Consider the following 14909-nt stretch of genomic DNA (forward strand, 5'->3'; position numbering starts at 1 on the left):
CTCGCTGTCGCGCTGTATACCCAGAGCCTCATCTTGTCGCGGATGGGTCGCCACGACGAGGCATTGCCGGTCGCTGAGGAGTCGGTACGGCTGATGGACGGCGTACCGCTGCTTCGCGCTCGCCGGACGTTGCGCACCCACTGGCGGGCGCAGTGCCACCTCGTCGAGTTGCTGTGGCGGGCAGGCCGGTACGCGGAGGCGCTGCAAGTGGGCGATGACGCACTCATGATCGTTGACCTGATGGTGCGGTTCTACCCGGCGTACGCGCGTCCGTTTCGGGCCGAACTGCTGGCGTACCTGGCGCAGTGCCATCGGCAGGTCGACCACCTCGAGGACGCGGCGGCCGCGGCGGACAAGGCGGTCGCCGATTATCGCGAACTCGGCGAGGGATACCCGGCTGGCACCGCCTGGGCTCTGGTGATTCGTGCCGATCAGTTGACGGCGTTGGGCCGGCACAGCGAGGCGGACGCGGCGCGCCGCGAGGCGTCGGAGATCTACACCTCGCTGGCCGATGACGATCCCGACCAGTACCGCGAGTCTCTGTTCCACGTTGTCCGCACTCGCACCGATGGGTTGTGGGATGTGGGTGATCGCGACGCAGCGGTCACGCTTCAATTCGGCTTCCTCCCGGCGCTGCGCACGTTCGCCACGGCCGACCCGGACACCTACCAGCCGCGCCTGGCCAACAGCCTCGCGGTATTCGCGGCGCGGGCCGGCCTGGTCGGCCGAGAGGACGCGCTGGAGTATGCCGACCAGGCGCTCGCCATCGCACGGCGACTCGCCAATGACGGAACTCACGATCGGCTCTTGGCGTGTTGCCTGCACAACCGTGCGGTCGTGTTGAAGCGCATCGGGCTCAACACCGAGGCGGCCGGCGCGGCGCAGGAGGCGGTGCAGGTGTGGCGTCGCCTGGTGGAGACGGAGCCGGCGATCCACGAGACGAATCTGGCGGACTCACTCGCTCTGTCGGGCACGATGCTGTACATGCTCGATCGGGATGAGGAGGCGGCCGGGCACCTGACCGAGGCCGCCGGAATCCTTCGTCACCACGCCGACGATCCAGACGACGCCGAACGGCTTGCCGATATCCTGCACGACCTCGGGGTGGCACACAGCGCGGATCACCGGCACCGCGAGGCGATGGGCGAAAGCATCGAGTACCGCCGCCGCCCGCTCACGCGCCGGAACGGCCAGGCACATGGGCACGCTGCGGACCAAGTTGGCTGATCTCGTACCCGTCGGGGTAGCTCTTGGCCTTGATCCCGTCGGCGAACAACGGCGTGGTCCGAGGCGCCCCGAACCATCGCTGGAGCCGCGAGCGCGTCTTCAACGCCAAGTGGAGGCCGGCCCGGACCGGCCACGCCGGCGCGGCGACCCGCGTCGCTCGGCGGAGTGGTACGTCATACATGGCGCTGACCAGGCAGTTGCCCAGCCGGGCGAAGGGCTTGGGGATCCGGGTGAGCATCAGCATGCGGGTGGCTCGCTCGATGGCGGCCGCTTCGTCGTTGGGCTTGAGGTACGCCGCGTCGTGGGTGTCGAACCAGGCCTCGAACGCCTCGTAGGAGCCGGGGATGTTGAGTATGCCCATCCGGCGGCCGAGCTCGCGGTAGAAACGGTAGGTGGCCTGCCGTTCGTGGCAGCACGGGGGACGCCAGCCGTACCGCTGCAGCCATCGGGTGGGGATCACCACCAGGCAGCCGAGGACGTAGAGGTAGTCGTCGTTGCTGATGTCGTACGGGCGGTGGATGTGGTTGACCCGCCGCAGCGCCTCCCGCCCCCGCGGCTGGTCGAAGCCGTTGAGCACCATCTCGTACATGAGGAGCCCGGTGTCGTCGATGCGCTTCTGTGTGCGCTCGGTCAGCTCGCCCGTGGCGACGTGCAGGGCGGCGATCGACGGGATCGAGAAGGACCTGTTGAAGGCGAGGTTGAGCCCGAGCCTCATGTCCCACGGGAATTCGTACCGCAGCATCGTCTGGTAGATGGGCAGGTAGTCATGCTCGGGGTCGAGGGCGCGGATACGAGCGAGGTTGGTGTACCGAGCTCTCATCGGCGGGTGTCTCCAGGAGTGGACTGCGAGGCGGGCAGGGACGGTGCCGAACTCACGGGCCCGAACGGCCAGCACCGGTGCGATACCGGGCGACCATGGTGCGGACGGCTTCGTCCACAACCGCGGTCGTGCGGTCAGGGGTCACCGTCCAGTCCGGGAGCACCAGACTCGGCCAGAGCAGGTAGTTGGAGATCATCCCGAGGAACTGCGTAGCGGCCATCTCCGGATCAGCGATGTCCGCGGCTCCCGCGTCGTGCTCGGTCGAGAGGTAGATCCGGACGGACTCGAAGTATGGCAGTTTGCCGCGTGAGAAATGCGCCCTGGCCAGTTCGGGAAAGCGTGGCAGCTCGGCGATGACGATGCGGAACAGGTCCGTCATCTCCGGCTGGCTCAACAGCGTCGCGTAGCGCCGGCCGAGCACCGTCAGGCCGGCTGCCAGGTCACCGGCGGGTGGTACGTCGGCGACGTCGTTCTCGGCCCACGAGTCGATGACGATGGCATCGAACAATGCCGCCTTGGTCGGAAACTGCTTGAACAGCGTCGCTTTCGACACGCCGGCGCTCTCGGCGACACGCGCCAGTGATGCCCGGTCGTAGCCCAACTCGAGGAAGAGCGCAGTGGCGGCCTGCACGATGAGTGCCCGCTTCTCCTGTGCCACGCGCTGGTGATAGGCCGACGGCGCTGGGGTCATGTGCCCATCATAGCGAGGTGAGTGGGTTGACTCACCACTCGCCGGGGCGTACCTTCGGAAGGCGAGTCGACCGACTCACCACGCGGCCCTACGGGTTGTCGTCTCTCGCTCGTACTCGGAGGATCAGATGCCCCGCTTCGACAATCAGACCGTGCTCGTCACCGGCGGCACCGGTGGGCAGGGAGCCAGCCACGTTCGCGCCTTGCACGCCGAAGGCGCCAACGTCGTCATCGGCGCTGTCGATGCCGAGCGCGGCGCCGGCCTGGCTGCCGAACTGGGAGGCGCGGCGCGTTTCGTCCACCTCGACGTCTCCCAGGAGGAGTCGTGGGTCGCCGCCATCGCGGAGACCGAGAGGGCCTTCGGTGCGCTCACTGTGCTGGTCAACAACGCCGGGGTGCAGAACCCGCCGGCCCTCATCGAGTCCACCCAGCGGGCTACCTGGGCTCGCATCCTCGACATCAATCTCACCGGCACCTTCCTCGGCATCAAGACGGCCGCACCGGCGCTGCGGCGCGCGGGTGGAGGAGCAATCGTCAACATCGCCTCCACCATGGGCATCGGCGGTACTGCCTGCTACGCGCCCTATGTGGCCAGCAAGTGGGCGGTCCGGGGGCTCACTCGGACCGCTGCCCTTGAGCTGGGCCGCGACAACATCCGCGTCAACGCCATCCACCCCGGCGTCGTCGCCACCCCCTTCATCACCGAGCCGGCGGCCGGCAGCGACACGCCGATCGCCGACTTCTACTCGCCCGAGCCGTTCGCCATCCCGCGACTCGGGCAGCCCGCCGACATCACCGCGCTGCTGCTGTTCCTCATCTCGCCCCACGCGGCCTTCATCACCGGCGCCGAATATGTCATCGACGGCGGGCTGCTCCTCGGCCCCGCCCTGCCGAAGGAAGCCGCATGAACCCCGCACACCGTGAGCGCCGCAGGCTTGACCCGCGACCACCGTCACCGATGCCGTGGAACGGGCCGCGGTGAGCGCAGGGATCGAACAGCAAACGAGCCGCAACACCGGGACCGGCGGGGCACCGCCGGGATCGGTTACCGCTGACCCCTGAGCCGCTCGGTGATCCAGGTTGCCGCCTTCTCGACCGCCTGCCGGGACTCGTCGGTGTGGTCGAGCATGTCGAAGCCGTGCTGCCCGTTCGGCACGTCGAGCACGTCGACCGGTACACCGTTGTCACCCGCCGCCCTCAGAAACACAGCGACCGGCTCCGACAACATCTGGCGCTCCAGGCCCACCCGGGTGAGCAGAAGCGGCGGTACGGGCCGTCCCGCCTCGCCGATCGCCGCAGCGGGTGCGAACCGTGGATCGATGCCCCACTCCGGCAACGGCGCCAGCAGCGGATACGTCAGGGCGACCGCGCGCAGCCACGCCGGCCGCTCGCGGAGCCAGTCGGTGCTCAGCAGCCCTCCGCCGGAGAAGAACCAGAGCGCGATCCGCTCCGGGTCGACGCGCGGGTCAGCACGTACCCGATCCACCGCGTCGGCGACGTCCTGGGCCGCCGTGGGGTAGTCCGCGAAGGGTCCGTCCGGGCCGACAACCACCTGGAGCCGATGCTCGGCGGTCACCGCGACCGAGCCGAGGGAGGCGAGAAGAGAGCCGTAGCCGCGGTAGACCGGCCAGTCACGTGGGGTCGGGCTTGTGCCGGGCGGCATCGGGCCGCCATGAACGAGGATCACCGCGGGGCGCGGCGTGTCGCCATCCGGCCGGTACCAGTCGAGGTTCGCCTCCCGCTCCGCGTGATGGTCCGGTGGGGTCAGCACGAAAGGGCGGAGGAAGCGGCGTCTCTTCCATGATCGCAGTCTGTCACGGAAGGTTCGATCTCGTGGACCAGCCGCCGTCCATCCGGACCGGTTGATCGCTGCAGACCGTTCTCCGAGAAGTAGGGTGAATGGATACAACGCCGCTTTGCGTACTAATCGCCACCTCGGCAGCCGAGATCGGCAGCCACGCATGGTGCCCGTGACGAGAACCTGATCTTGGTGGTTGGCGTCTGTATGGACGTGAGGGAAGACGAAGGGGAGTTGCTGCGGCGGATCGCGCGTGGCGACGGCGCGGCGTTCGACGAACTGTACCGCCGGACGTCTCCGTGGTTGCTCGTCCGTCTCCGCCGTCGCTGCGCGGACGACGACCTGATCGCCGAGGTCATCCAGGAGACATATCTCGCGGTGTGGCGGGCCGCCGACTCCTACGCGGGTATGAGGGCCGGTAGCGCGGTCGGCTGGCTGTGGTCGATCGCCGCGCGGCGGCTCGTCGACGGGTTTCGGCGACGCGCGAGGGATTCCCAGGCGGTGCCGCTGCCGTTGGCGCTGCAGGACTCACCGGCGGCCGAGGATGTGGTGCTGGCCGGCGCGATCGGCGACGACATGGGTGATGCGCTGCGCCGGCTGGCACCGGAGTTGCGCCAGGTGCTGCACGCCCTGGTGTTGGACGGACTCTCGGTCCGGGAGACCGCGCTCATGCTCGGCCTTCCGGAGGGGACCGTGAAGACTCGCGCCCGCCGTGCGCGACTGGCACTGCGGGAGGCGTTGTCGTGAACGCACACATCCCGGTCCGGGCACTGGGCCGCTACGCAGCCGGTGATCCGGGCATCGCACCGGACGTCGTGTGGGCGATGGAGACGCACCTGGAGCAGTGTGCCGACTGCCGGAGTCGGCTGGCGGACGCCAGCGACGGTGACGCGATGGCGTTGTTGGCCGCCGTCTGGGTGAAGGTGGACGCGGCGATGTCCGCCGCCGAGCCGGCGACGGTCCGGCGCCGGTGGATGCCCGCGCGGTCCGCCCGGTGGGTGACACCGGTGCTCGTTCCCTGGCTCGTGACGACGGTGCTGGTGGTGCTGGTCGCGCTCGGGTTCGACCTGGCGGTCGCCGGCCGGGGTGCGGCACCGCCGTCGCTGGTGGTGCTCCTGGCACCGGTCGCGCCGCTGCTCGGGGTCGCCACCGCCTGGACCGGGCGGCTCGATCCGGCCCACGAACTGGTCGTCGCGACCGCCCGGGCCGGCCTCGGGATGGTGCTGCGACGAACCCTGGTCGTGCTCGTGGTGGTGATCCCGGTGCTGGCGGTGGCCGGTTGGCTGGTCGGCGCGTCCCCGGCGCGTTGGTTGATGCCCTGCCTGGCGTTCACGGCGGGTGCGCTGGCGCTCGGCAAGGTGGTCGGCCTGCCGAGGGCGGCGTGGGGCCTGGCGGTGCTCTGGGCCACGGTGGTCGTCGGACCGAGCATCGTCACCGCCCGGCTGCCGGTGCTGCTGACCGAGGCCGCCCTGCCGGCCTGGGCGGCGCTGACCGTGGTGGTGGCTCTCGTCCTTTTGCCCCGTCGCGGTGGTTACGCGGAGCTCCGATGAGAAGAAGGTACGCAATGCGAAAAGGGATAACTGCCGACCGTCTGGCGCCGACGACGTACGCGTGGGCGATCCGGGCGGCGGAGCTCCGGGTACGAGCGGGCAGACGCCTTGCCGTCGACGGTCTCGACCTGTCGATGGGCAACGGCGTGCACGGGTTGCTCGGGCCCAACGGTGCCGGCAAGACGACGCTGATGCGGGCGCTCGCGACCGTGTCGCGCCCGGCCGGCGGCGTGCTCGAACTACTCGGTCACCCCGTGCACGCACGACCCGACCTGCGGACGTTGCGCCGGTCGATCGGCTACCTTCCCCAGGAATTCGGGTTCTACGGCCGGTTCACGGTGCGGGAGTTCGTCGAATACCTCGCCTGGCTGAAGGAGGTGCCGGCGCACGACATCCCGGACGCGGTCCAGCGTGCGTTGGAACGCGTCGGCCTGGCCGAGCGTGGCGACTCACGCATGAAGACGCTGTCCGGTGGAATGGTGCGGCGAGCCGGCATCGCGCAGGCGATCGTCAACGATCCGGAGATCCTGCTGCTGGACGAGCCCACGGTCGGTCTCGATCCCGAGCAGCGGTTGGCCTTCCGCTCGCTGCTGCGCGAGCTGGGCGAGCACACCTGTGTCGTCGTCTCCACCCACCTGGTGGAGGACGTGGTCGCTGCCTGCACGAACGTGGTGCTGATGGATGCGGGTCGGCTGGTGTTCCACGGTGGCCCGGCGGATCTGGTGGAACTGGGCCGCGAGGGGGTGGGCGACAGCTCGGCCGAACGCGGGTACACCGAGCTGCTGCGCCGGCATCGCGCGGTGGGGGAGCGCCCCGTATGACCGGCCGGATCCTGCGCATCGAGATCCATCGGTCGGTGGCGCCGTGGCTGGCGCTGGGCGCCGCGCTGGTCGGCACCGCGCTGCTCTACGTCGCCCTGAACGGTTGGGGAGGCCGCTGGATGCTGTTGGCGCTCTGGCAGCGGGAGTACCTGTTCGTCCTCTGGCCCATGGCGCTCGGCCTGGGCGCGTGGCAGGCCGGCCGCGACCGCCGCTGCCGCACCGAGGAACTGGTCGCGGCGACCGCCCGTCCGCGGTGGCAGCGGGTGCTGCCGGCGGCCACGGCGATGGCGCTCGCCGGGGCCACCGGCTACGTCCTGATGTACGTCGGCGGCGCGGCCCAGGTCGCGGCGTACGCGAGCTACCTGCCGGGGCAGTCCATCGTGATAGCCGGGGTCGGCGTGCTCTGGATGGTTTCCGGCGTCTGGCTGGGCATGACCGTCGGGGCGCTCGCCCCGTTCCGCCTGACCCCACCCGCCACCGCCGTCGCCGGTGCCACCGTGGCCCTCGTCGCCATCACCGACCGGGGGTACGCCCACGTGCCCAAGATCGTTCATCTGCTGACTCCGTCACCGTTCGGGTTCTGGGGTGACTTCGTGACGGTGCTGGGCAGCGTCAGCGTCGCCCACACCGTGTGGCTGGTCGGCCTGGCGGTGAGCGCGCTCGGCGGCTTCCTCTGCGCCACCCGGACCGCCCGGATTGCGGCGGCCCTGCCCGCCGTGGTGGCGGCCGTGGTGGCCCTGGTGATACTCCCGGACGGCCGGCAGCGGCTGCCGGTGCCCGACGCGGCGGCCGCCGCGCTGGTCTGCACCGCCGGACCAGGGCCGCAGGTGTGTGTCACCCGGGTCCACGCCAGCGCGCTGGCGGACCTGCGGGATCCGGCGCGGCAGGCGCTCACGACGATGTCGGCGAAACTCCCGCAGGCACCGACCTCGGTTCACGAAACACCCGAATCCTGGTACGAGAAGCGGCCGACACCACGACCGAGCGACGTGCTGCTCGTGGAACTCGAGCTCGCCCCCTGGGGCGGCGCGAAGGCAACCCCCGACAAGTTGCGGTGGCGTCTGCTGGACGGGGCGGGCACCCGGCCGTGTGCGTACCCCATCGGAAACCCCGACGCGGCCCGGGCGAACCGCGTCGCGCGGCTGGCCGCGGCCGCCTGGCTGGCCGACAGCGCGCCACCGGACGGTCCGGACCGCGACGCGGCGCGCCAGGCGTGGCAGGCCCTTCGCGCGTTCCCGGCGGCCGAGCAGCGGGACCGCGTCGGCGCGCTGCGGATGGCGGCGCTGGCCTGCACCGAGGTGAACCTGCTCGACCTTCTGGTCGGTGACCACCCATGAGGTGGCTCACGTTGTACCTGCGATGCCGGGGGGTCCCCGCCGCCGTCGGGGCGGCGGCGGCCGGCGTACTCGTGCTGTGGGGGCTCGGCCAGACGGCCGAGGAGCCGCGACTCAGGCTCGCGGTCGCGTTGTTGTCGACGCTGGTCGCCACCGTCGCGTTCGGGCCCGGGCTCGCCGGCGCCGATCCCGCGTTGGAGCGGACGGCGTCCCTCCCGTGGCCGCCGCGCCGTGCCGCGCACATCCTGGCGGTGATGGCCACCGCGACGCTCGTCGTCGCGGCGCCGGCGCTGACCGGGGCACCGCTGGCGTCGGTGGCGCTGACGATCCGGAACACCGCCGGTCTCGGTGGACTCCTCGCCGTCGGAGCGGTCTGGGGTGCGCAGTGGGCCTGGCTTCTTCCGGTCGGGTGGACGCTCATGGTGATCCTGGCCGGGCCGGCGAGCGGGCACCTGTACCAGGAGATCCTGACCTGGATGCTGCAGCCGGCCGCCACCACCTCGGCCGCTGCCTGCGCCGCGACCATCGCCGTCGTCGGCGTGGTCACCCACGCCGTTCGCGGGGGCCGCCGCTGAGCACGGCCCGGCGCCCCTGCCGCAGCGTCCCGCGCCGGACCCGACATCTCGATCCCGACCGTGGAATCCGTCCTCGCCGATCACGGTCCGCTGCCGCGGAGCGAGGCGATATTCGATCTCCTCGTGGGTTAGGTGGCGGGCAGAATGAACGCCGTGCTCACCGCTACCCATAGCCTGCTGGCGTCGCTCGACCCGTTGCCGTACCGCGCCCGAATGAACCACCTGGCGCGGTGGGCGCGGGTCGCGCCTGATCGGGTGCAGGTGTGTGCCGACCTGCGCGAGCAGGGTCCCTACGAGCGGCATCTCGCGTTGGTCGCGGCGATGGTGGCTGGGGACAGCGATGGCATCGCCGCCGCGGCGCGTGATCCTCAGCCGTCGATCCGGGGCGCGGCGCTCACCGCGGCGCTGCGCGCTGGTCTTCCGATCGGTGGAGTCACCAACCGGCCAGCGGTGCAGCGGCGGCGGATCTATCGGGAACTTCGCCGTCGACGCGCGCCGGGGGTCGCCGACGCGCTGATCGGCGAGGTCCGGGCCCAGTTCGGTGATGATGAGGCCGCCGCGTTGTTGCCGGCCTGCGGTGCCGCGACGGTGCGGGCGTTGCTGCCTGACCTGGAACACGCGTTGCGTCTGGAGCGGCTCGTCCGATGGCATTGCGGTCCGCTCCTGGACCGGGTCCGCGAGCGGCTTGCCGCGGCCGCACCGACGCTGCGGCAGCGGATCTGGGGTGAGGCCGCCGCGGGTGTGTTGCGCTGTGACCCGGCGCAGGCTCTCGATCTGCTCGAACGGTACGCCCCGGAGGAGTCGCTGCCCGGCCCGCTCGACGCGTACGGGGTCCTCGCGGCGTACGACGCCGGACGTGTCGCCCGTCTGCTCACCGCGCGCGGGCGGGCCGCGTGGCTGCGGCGTACCGTGCTGCCACCGGCCGTGCTGCGACGGTTGGCGGTGCTGCCCGTCGACGAGTTGGTGCCGCTGGCCCGCCGATTCCACGACCGTGGCCGGGCGCTGGCGGCGTTGCTCGACGCTGTCGCCCCGGCCCGCCGTGGAGAGCTGTACGACCGGGCCCTGGCCGAAGTGGACACGATGGCGTTGATCCCGAGCGTCGAGATCATGGAGGTGCTGCCGGCCGCGGTCCGGGTACGTGAGGCGAACCGGGTGCTGGGCCTGGCGAAGATCCGTGAACGGGAGGCCGATGTACGTACCTGGAGTGCCTACCTCGGCTGGCCGCAGGCGTCGGCGGCGCTGGACGTCGCGCTGCGTTCGGGTGACGCCGACGAGCGGGCGCACGGTTACACGTTGTTGGTGCAGGCCGCTCACCGTTCCCGCGACCCGCGGGCGGTGGCGGAGGTCATCGTGCGGCTCGGCCGGCTGCGTAACGAGCAGGATCCGGTGCGCGCCACCGCGCTCACCGCACTGGCGACGGTGGCACCCCTGCTCACCGCGGACACCGCGGCCGGGCTGACGCAGCTGAGCACCGACGCGGTCGACGCCCGCGACGCCTCCGCCGTCACCACGACGGCGTTGAGCACTCTTGCCGCCGATGTCCTGCAACACCACGTCGCCGTGCCGGCGCTGCGGGAGTGGGCGCTGCTGACGATCGACCTGGTGAGCACCGGTGCCGCCGTTCCCGTGTTGCGCCGCTTCGACACGGTGCTGCGCCGGGGGCAGGAGACGATGGTCTTCCAGCGGCTTCGCGAATGGGTCACGGCCAGTGTCGACCGGGGCTGGTACGGGCCGCTCTTCGCGCTCACCCACGCGCTCGGCACCCGCGCCTGGCGCCTGCCGCAGCTACAGGACCTGCTCCGTCGGGCGACCGGCCCGCACACGCTGCCCTCGGTGGCCCGCACCGCGATCGGGCTGTGGCTGGAAGACCCGCGTACCCGCTCGGACCGCGTCGGCGAGGTCCTCGCGGCCGATCCGACGGCGGTGACGATCCACGAGGTGTGGACGACGATCTGCACCTCCCGTACCGACCTGCTCGACCAGGTGCTCGACCGTCGCCCGCGCGGCCGGTTCGTGGAAGCGGGCACGCCGTGGGTGCCCGCCTGGGCGGTGCACCCGGAGCGTTGGCTGCCCCGCCAGCAGGCCCGCTTCGTGCACCTGCAGGAACTCGTCACCACCGACACCGGACAGCAGGTGTGGTGGCGTGCGGCGGCGATCCGGGCCGCTGCCGGCGTCCCCGGCGCGGGTCGGGATCTGGTGTCGCGTCACCTTGACGCTCCCGAGGTGACGATCGCGGAGGCGGCGCTGGGCGCGCTGGTCTGGACCGACCGGCCCGACGAGGCGCTGCCGGTGCTGCTGCGGTACGCCGACACCGACCGGGCGCGGGTCGCTCTGTACGCGGCCGGCCGGGCCGCCCGGCACGTCACGCCGTCACGATTGGCCCAGGTACTCACCGAGGTGCTCACCGGCTCGGTGAAGATCACCAGCCGGAAGGAGGCCGCTCGGCTGCTGGCCCGCTACGGGCCGCCGCAGACGATGACGACCCTGCTCGACGTCTATCGTCGCCCGGACGCACACCGCGACGTGCGCGCGGCGATCGTCTCCGCCGCCCGACAGCGGCTACACACCGACGCGAGCTGGACCATCCTGCGAGCCGCGGTCGACGGCAGCCGGGAGGAACGCCGCGCCGTCCTCGACGCCTACCCGGACACGATCCCGCACCGGCACCGCCCGGACTACGGCGCGCTCATCGTGGAAGCCTGCCGGGCCACCGACCGGGAGGTCCGACGCGCCGCGTTCGGCCAACTCGGGACCTGGTCGCCGTGGCTGACCGGCACCACCGACCTCGTCGCGGACCGCCTCGTCGACCTCGACGAGACGATCACGTCCACCGAGGTCGCCCACCTTCTCGAGGCCGGGGGCGACGGCGTACTCCGCGACGCGCTGGCCATCCTCGTGGCCCGCGACGCTGACGACGACCATCCGGGCGACTCCGCCACGGGGGACCGTCCGGCCCGACGCCGCATCGACCTGCTCGCCCGCGGCGCGACCGTGCGATCCGGCTACCAACCACCCAGCGCCGATCGGACCGCCCTGATCGAATCGGCACGGTGGCTCGCCACCCGACCCGGCTTCACCGGGACGGCAACCGGTCTGCTGGTCGACCTCGACCGACTGGACAATCTCGCCGAGATCGCCGACCTGTGCGCAGGCCGACCCATCCTCGCGGCCCGCACCGCCGAACGCGTCGGTGTCCGCCTGCGAAGCCTCCGCGAGTGGCCCGACACAGACGCCCTGACCACCAGCATTATCGAGCTGGCAGCCCGCGGCGACCTCGCCGGCGGCCTGTTCGCGGTGTCGCTGGTCCACCACGGAGCGGGCTTCGGATGGAAGACGCCATGGCGGGAACTGCTGATCCGGCTACGTCAACACCCGAACCTCGACGTGCGGGAGGAGGCATACGCCATCGACATGAGCTGACAACCGCTATGGCTCGGCCTCGATCGATCTTCGTCATGAGGTGCGACCGCGCCCGCTCCGGGTGACAGTTCACGTGATCTTGGGGCCGCGGTGCCGGGTGGCGTCGCGCCCGGCGGACCCCACGGCACCGCCACTTTCTGGCAGGATCCGTCGGATGCGCAGACTGGTGGTGCTCCTACTCGTGATGGCTGTGGCCGGTTGCGGCGACGGTGACGCGACCCAGACGGGAGCCACCGAAGAGTTCACCCAGGGCGGGGTCAGTATGGAGCCGACGGTCATGGCCGGCCAGGCTGTCACCGCACGGAACGTGACCGGCACGTACGAGGCGCGGCGCGGCGATGTCGTCCTGTTCCGTCCCCCCGGCGGCCGCTGGGGTGACCGTGAGGTGCCGCTACTCAAACGCGTGGTCGCGATCGGCGGCGAAACCATCGCCTGCTGCGATACCTCGGGCAGGGTGACGGTCAACGGTGAAGCGCTGACCGAGCCGTATGTGGCTGACGACGCGCCGCTCGACGAACCGCCGAACGCGGACCACTGCGGGCCGCGCCGGTTCGCCCCGGTCACCGTGCCGGCCGACGCCGTCTTCGTCCTGGGCGACAGCCGCGCCCGGTCGAACGACTCCCGGTGCGCCGGGCCGGTGCCGGTGTCGTCGGTCTTCGCCGTGATGGTCGACTGACCAGGGCGCACCTCACACTCGCCAGCGCGATCAATCCCGCAATTCCGTACGCACGTCCGCCGTCGGCCGCCGCGGCGGTCCTGGTCGCAGGGCCGCGTCGAGGCCGTTCAGCCGGAGTACGCTCGCGCCGCGCAGGTGCGCCAGATCCGTACCACCGTCCCCCGTGTACCTGACGAAGGCCGCCTGTTCGGTCCAGCGCAGACCGGTTCCGTCCGTCTCGGGGTGGAGTTGGACGGTCACCAGCGAGGTCCATCGCAGGTCGTCGTCGACGACGGCCTCGTAGCCGTAGATGATCCGGTGGACAGCGGTGATGTCGATGTATCGCGACCGGTACGCCAGCCGTTCGGGCGCGGTGTCCAGCCCCGTGTAGGTGCTGCGGGCCGTCTCGCCTCCACCCACTCGGAAGTCGTGCTCGTACGAGGCTGCGCGGCCGGGGAGCCGGAACCACCGCAGTCTGATCGTGGTGTCGGCGAAGGCGGTGAAGACCTCGCCCGGCGGCACGTCGAGGTGCCGCGAGATCGTGAACGTGTCGTGTCGGACCATGCCGTTCCTTCCGCTGTCACGGCCCCGGCGAGGGCGGCCGCACACCCAGTTACGATCAGTAAGAAACGCGCGTCCACCGGTTTTAGTCCGGCTTTCCGATACGCACTTTGAAGTCAGTTACTGACGGATAGGGAACAACGAGCCATGACAAGCTCCCTTGGCGCCGAACTCGCACAGCGCGGGGTCGCGCCGAACTGTGTACGGACGATCGAACTCGTCCGTGACGTACTGGCGCGGGTCGGCGACAAGTGGACGCTGCTGACCATCACGGTCCTGGCGTCCGGTCCGCTGCGCTTCACCGCGCTGCACGAGCAGGTCGCGGGCATTTCCCAACGGATGCTCAGTCAGACGCTGCGCGGGCTCACCCGCGACGGGTTGGTGACCCGGACCGCGTACCCGCACGTACCCCCGAGGGTGGAATATGCCCTGACGCCACTCGGCCGTTCACTGAGCGAGGCCGTGGACGGACTGGTGTGCTGGGTCCGCGACCATCAGCGCGACATAGCCCGAAACCGCGACGAGTTCGACCAGGTGCCCGCCGCGAACACAGCCACCCGGCCCTGCCCATAGCCGGGCCACGGTCCGCGCGACTGCTCCTGATGACCCTCACCCCGAGGCGCACCCAACCCCGCCGAGCTGGGATGGTCGTCAGTCAAAAGACCGCTGTCCCCGGAACCGTCAAGTCGCCGGTTCGCCGTCATGCGATGAACTGAAATATCTTGCCGTTCTCCAGCGGTGGTGTGGACGTCGGCGTCGCTGATGTTGCCCAGGACGCCCGCCATGACGAGCTGGTCGGCGGGCACCGCCTGCCGGTACGAGGCCAGGTCACCGGCGTCGGCCCGCGCAACGGTCACCGTGTCGAGGCCCTCGGCGGCTACGGTCGTGCCGACCAGACGAAGCGGATGTCGGGCGCCTTCTCCTCGTTGCCGGACCCGTCGGTCGTTTCCGCCACCCTGAAACCGTGCCGAAGATAGAACCGCTGGGCCCCGATGTTGGTCGCGAACGTCCACAGCTGTAGACCCGCCGGCCGGCGGGACTTCGCGAACTCGATGAGCTGGGAGCCCAACCCCCTGCCGATGCAGGCCGGGTCGACATAGAGCTGGTCGACCCAGCCCTCATCCAGCACCAGCACCGCCAGTGGTCGGCCGTCCCCGTCCTCCATCAGCCATACTTCCCGCTCGGGAATGACGACGGCGCGGATCCACTCGCGAACCTCGTCATCCGGGTGGACCGCGGCAGGGATGGCGCCGATCGCGGCCCGACGGGACCGGATGAGAAGGTCGGCGACCGCTCGGGCATCCTCGGGGGCAGCGCGCCGAGGTGCCGGCGAATCCACATTTCCGGTATCCGCGAGGCCCACGGACCGGATCATCCGCATCGGGGGGACAACAGGCAACGGATTAAGTTGTCCGACGTGCTGGACGGGCGCGCGTCCATGATCGCTGGACCAGCCAG

15 protein-coding genes are annotated in these 14909 nt (G+C 70.9%); 10 read left to right on the forward strand and 5 right to left on the reverse strand.

The window, feature by feature from the left end; translation table 11 throughout:
• The first annotated feature begins 42 nt into the window (after positions 1-42).
• Complete coding sequence (locus V5O40_RS02225; RefSeq protein ID WP_332903869.1) at positions 43-1227, forward strand: tetratricopeptide repeat protein; 1185 nt, start codon at positions 43-45, stop codon at positions 1225-1227.
• Here the strand turns inward: V5O40_RS02225 and V5O40_RS02230 are convergent.
• Both V5O40_RS02230 and V5O40_RS02235 read right to left on the reverse strand, forming a co-directional pair.
• Complete coding sequence (locus V5O40_RS02230; RefSeq protein ID WP_332903870.1) at positions 1175-2047, reverse strand: oxygenase MpaB family protein; 873 nt, start codon at positions 2045-2047, stop codon at positions 1175-1177. The genes V5O40_RS02225 and V5O40_RS02230 overlap by 53 nt on opposite strands.
• Before the next feature lie 52 nt (positions 2048-2099).
• The gene (locus tag V5O40_RS02235; protein WP_332903871.1) at positions 2100-2738 is read right to left on the reverse strand and encodes a TetR/AcrR family transcriptional regulator; all 639 of its coding nucleotides are present in this window, start codon (positions 2736-2738) and stop codon (positions 2100-2102) included.
• 127 nt (positions 2739-2865) lie between these two features.
• On the opposite strand from V5O40_RS02235, the gene V5O40_RS02240 reads away from it, so the two are divergent.
• Positions 2866-3645, forward strand: coding sequence for an SDR family NAD(P)-dependent oxidoreductase (locus tag V5O40_RS02240; protein WP_332903872.1), 780 nt, complete (start codon positions 2866-2868; stop codon positions 3643-3645).
• Between the two features lie 137 nt (positions 3646-3782).
• Here V5O40_RS02240 and V5O40_RS02245 read toward each other — a convergent pair whose 3' ends face one another.
• Positions 3783-4400: an alpha/beta hydrolase gene (locus V5O40_RS02245; RefSeq protein ID WP_332903873.1), complete on the reverse strand. Its 618-nt coding sequence runs from the start codon at positions 4398-4400 to the stop codon at positions 3783-3785.
• A gap of 342 nt (positions 4401-4742) precedes the next feature.
• On the opposite strand from V5O40_RS02245, the gene V5O40_RS02250 reads away from it, so the two are divergent.
• The 7 genes from V5O40_RS02250 (at position 4743) to lepB (ending at position 12911) form a co-directional block, all read left to right on the forward strand.
• Positions 4743-5282: an RNA polymerase sigma factor gene (locus V5O40_RS02250; protein ID WP_332903874.1), complete on the forward strand. Its 540-nt coding sequence runs from the start codon at positions 4743-4745 to the stop codon at positions 5280-5282.
• A complete protein-coding gene (locus V5O40_RS02255; protein WP_332903875.1) occupies positions 5279-6085 on the forward strand; it encodes a zf-HC2 domain-containing protein in 807 nt (268 codons plus the stop codon). The genes V5O40_RS02250 and V5O40_RS02255 overlap by 4 nt, the downstream gene beginning before the upstream one ends.
• A 14-nt stretch (positions 6086-6099) precedes the next feature.
• Positions 6100-6906, forward strand: coding sequence for an ABC transporter ATP-binding protein (locus V5O40_RS02260; protein ID WP_332903876.1), 807 nt, complete (start codon positions 6100-6102; stop codon positions 6904-6906).
• A complete protein-coding gene (locus V5O40_RS02265) occupies positions 6903-8243 on the forward strand; it encodes a hypothetical protein (protein ID WP_332903877.1) in 1341 nt (446 codons plus the stop codon). Before V5O40_RS02260 ends, V5O40_RS02265 begins: the two co-directional genes overlap by 4 nt.
• Before the next feature lie 11 nt (positions 8244-8254).
• Positions 8255-8815: a hypothetical protein gene (locus tag V5O40_RS02270; protein WP_332903878.1), complete on the forward strand. Its 561-nt coding sequence runs from the start codon at positions 8255-8257 to the stop codon at positions 8813-8815.
• Positions 8816-8959: 144 nt separating this feature from the next.
• The gene (locus V5O40_RS02275) at positions 8960-12235 is read left to right on the forward strand and encodes a hypothetical protein (RefSeq protein WP_332903879.1); all 3276 of its coding nucleotides are present in this window, start codon (positions 8960-8962) and stop codon (positions 12233-12235) included.
• A gap of 154 nt (positions 12236-12389) precedes the next feature.
• Positions 12390-12911, forward strand: coding sequence for a signal peptidase I (gene lepB, locus V5O40_RS02280; protein ID WP_332903880.1), 522 nt, complete (start codon positions 12390-12392; stop codon positions 12909-12911).
• A gap of 30 nt (positions 12912-12941) precedes the next feature.
• Here lepB and V5O40_RS02285 read toward each other — a convergent pair whose 3' ends face one another.
• Complete coding sequence (locus tag V5O40_RS02285) at positions 12942-13454, reverse strand: SRPBCC domain-containing protein (protein ID WP_332903881.1); 513 nt, start codon at positions 13452-13454, stop codon at positions 12942-12944.
• A gap of 144 nt (positions 13455-13598) precedes the next feature.
• On the opposite strand from V5O40_RS02285, the gene V5O40_RS02290 reads away from it, so the two are divergent.
• On the forward strand, positions 13599-14024 hold the full coding sequence (locus V5O40_RS02290; protein WP_332903882.1) for a winged helix-turn-helix transcriptional regulator: 426 nt from the start codon (positions 13599-13601) through the stop codon (positions 14022-14024).
• A 304-nt stretch (positions 14025-14328) separates the two neighbouring features.
• Here V5O40_RS02290 and V5O40_RS02295 read toward each other — a convergent pair whose 3' ends face one another.
• Complete coding sequence (locus V5O40_RS02295; RefSeq protein WP_332903883.1) at positions 14329-14832, reverse strand: GNAT family N-acetyltransferase; 504 nt, start codon at positions 14830-14832, stop codon at positions 14329-14331.
• Positions 14833-14909: the final 77 nt, after the last annotated feature.

The sequence above is a fragment of the Micromonospora palythoicola genome (genome assembly GCF_036689795.1).
Taxonomy (GTDB): Bacteria; Actinomycetota; Actinomycetes; order Mycobacteriales; family Micromonosporaceae; genus Micromonospora; species Micromonospora palythoicola.

Excerpts from the sequence above, each read along its gene's own strand:
- V5O40_RS02225 (WP_332903869.1), top strand. The coding sequence starts at position 43 with ATGGGTCGCCACGACGAGGCATTGCCGGTCGCTGAGGAGTCGGTACGG.
- V5O40_RS02230 (WP_332903870.1), bottom strand. The coding sequence starts at position 2,047 with ATGAGAGCTCGGTACACCAACCTCGCTCGTATCCGCGCCCTCGACCCC.
- V5O40_RS02235 (WP_332903871.1), bottom strand. The coding sequence starts at position 2,738 with ATGACCCCAGCGCCGTCGGCCTATCACCAGCGCGTGGCACAGGAGAAG.
- V5O40_RS02240 (WP_332903872.1), top strand. The coding sequence starts at position 2,866 with ATGCCCCGCTTCGACAATCAGACCGTGCTCGTCACCGGCGGCACCGGT.
- V5O40_RS02245 (WP_332903873.1), bottom strand. The coding sequence starts at position 4,400 with ATGCCGCCCGGCACAAGCCCGACCCCACGTGACTGGCCGGTCTACCGC.
- V5O40_RS02250 (WP_332903874.1), top strand. The coding sequence starts at position 4,743 with ATGGACGTGAGGGAAGACGAAGGGGAGTTGCTGCGGCGGATCGCGCGT.
- V5O40_RS02260 (WP_332903876.1), top strand. The coding sequence starts at position 6,100 with ATGCGAAAAGGGATAACTGCCGACCGTCTGGCGCCGACGACGTACGCG.
- V5O40_RS02265 (WP_332903877.1), top strand. The coding sequence starts at position 6,903 with ATGACCGGCCGGATCCTGCGCATCGAGATCCATCGGTCGGTGGCGCCG.
- V5O40_RS02275 (WP_332903879.1), top strand. The coding sequence starts at position 8,960 with ATGAACGCCGTGCTCACCGCTACCCATAGCCTGCTGGCGTCGCTCGAC.
- lepB (WP_332903880.1), top strand. The coding sequence starts at position 12,390 with ATGCGCAGACTGGTGGTGCTCCTACTCGTGATGGCTGTGGCCGGTTGC.
- V5O40_RS02285 (WP_332903881.1), bottom strand. The coding sequence starts at position 13,454 with ATGGTCCGACACGACACGTTCACGATCTCGCGGCACCTCGACGTGCCG.
- V5O40_RS02290 (WP_332903882.1), top strand. The coding sequence starts at position 13,599 with ATGACAAGCTCCCTTGGCGCCGAACTCGCACAGCGCGGGGTCGCGCCG.
- V5O40_RS02295 (WP_332903883.1), bottom strand. The coding sequence starts at position 14,832 with ATGCGGATGATCCGGTCCGTGGGCCTCGCGGATACCGGAAATGTGGAT.